The sequence below is a fragment of the Rummeliibacillus sp. TYF005 genome, assembly GCF_003844195.1.
Lineage (GTDB): Bacteria > Bacillota > Bacilli > Bacillales_A > Planococcaceae > Rummeliibacillus.
Map to the genome: position 1 here is coordinate 1 of NZ_ML122644.1, position 1,231 is coordinate 1,231.

General features: G+C 31.4%; 2 protein-coding genes. Both read left to right on the forward strand.

Features of this window, described 5'->3' with window-relative positions; translation table 11 throughout:
- The coding region (locus tag CW357_RS18035) for an HNH endonuclease family protein (RefSeq protein WP_206426837.1) at positions 1–475 on the forward strand (475 nt) is incomplete at its 5' end.
- A 2-nt stretch (positions 476–477) separates the two neighbouring features.
- On the forward strand, positions 478–1,047 hold the full coding sequence (locus CW357_RS18040) for an SMI1/KNR4 family protein (RefSeq protein ID WP_119415219.1): 570 nt from the start codon (positions 478–480) through the stop codon (positions 1,045–1,047).
- Positions 1,048–1,231: the final 184 nt, after the last annotated feature.

The window sequence follows — 1,231 nt, forward strand, 5'->3', positions numbered from 1 at the left end:
TGTTGTGCCTTACAATGTGGTGAATGGTGCTGGGGTGAAAGATCAGTTGCTTTCTTTGGCGAAGGTGGAGAGCAGCGGTAATCCTAGAACAAGGTTACCAAGAAGAAATGGTCAATGGGAAGGTAAACCTGGTAATGGGAAATGGTATTCAGATAAACCACAAGTAAAAAAAATAACGAATGGTGAAGGTGTAGAATTTAAAGAGGGAAGACCTAATTTTACCCCTTGGTCAGACGGGGATTTAGTATTTGAAAAAGGAAAACTGACTGGAACTAGTGATGATTTTTCGTTAGTTTATGAACACATACAAAAGCAATATAATTTACCTTCCAAAAATGCTGCAAAAAAATTATTAAAACAAGCAGGAGTTACACCACACCATAAATCGGATACAGTAATAGAATTAATACCAACTGATTTGCATAGAAATGTTCCACATATTGGTTCAGCATCCGATTTACGAGGAGGATATTAAAAATGGAAAAGTTAAAAAAGAAATTAGAAGAAATAATTGATTTTGATATAAAAGATATAGATACCCTTTGGAGTGAAGCTGATATAAATTCATTTGAAGAAAGAAATGATTTAAAGTTGCCTCAAGATTATTTATTTTATTTGAAATATTATGGTAATGATTATATAAAAGAATACTATCGATTTATACCACAAATAAAATTACCAAAAATAATTAAGCAAACACAATTTGAGATAGATTCTATCTATGGATTAAATAATGATGAGAATGGATTGGATGATAAGATTAACTGCTATCGAGACATATTACCTGTTGATTTGTTTCCAATTGCAGATTTGCCAGGTGGAGATCTAATATGCATGGGAAAACAGGGGGATAAACATAATAAAATCTATATTTGGTTTCATGAAATAAATGGACGTAATGATTTCTTAGTATGTAACTCTTTTGGCGAATTTATTGAAAGCTTTAAAAAAATAAATGAAGAAAACATTACCCAGAGTAATGTTAAACTTAATTTAAGTGATAAATTAAACGACTTTTTAAATAATGCTTCAAAAAATATGAAATAAATGGAAAAAGGAAGAACAAGTGCCAGGTACCGAAAAGTTCCGAAAATAGCCTATAGATCAAGTCCTTAAGGTGCTGCACCCCAAAAGTTAGAGTTAGAAAACTAACTTTTGGGGTGATTTTTTATGGCTAAATATAGCGAGGAATTTAAATTACGGTTCTATACTAATTGTTGGGGTTGTCAAA

Coding starts and splice junctions, on each gene's coding strand:
- CW357_RS18040 (WP_119415219.1), top strand. CDS start 478: ATGGAAAAGTTAAAAAAGAAATTAGAAGAAATAATTGATTTTGATATA.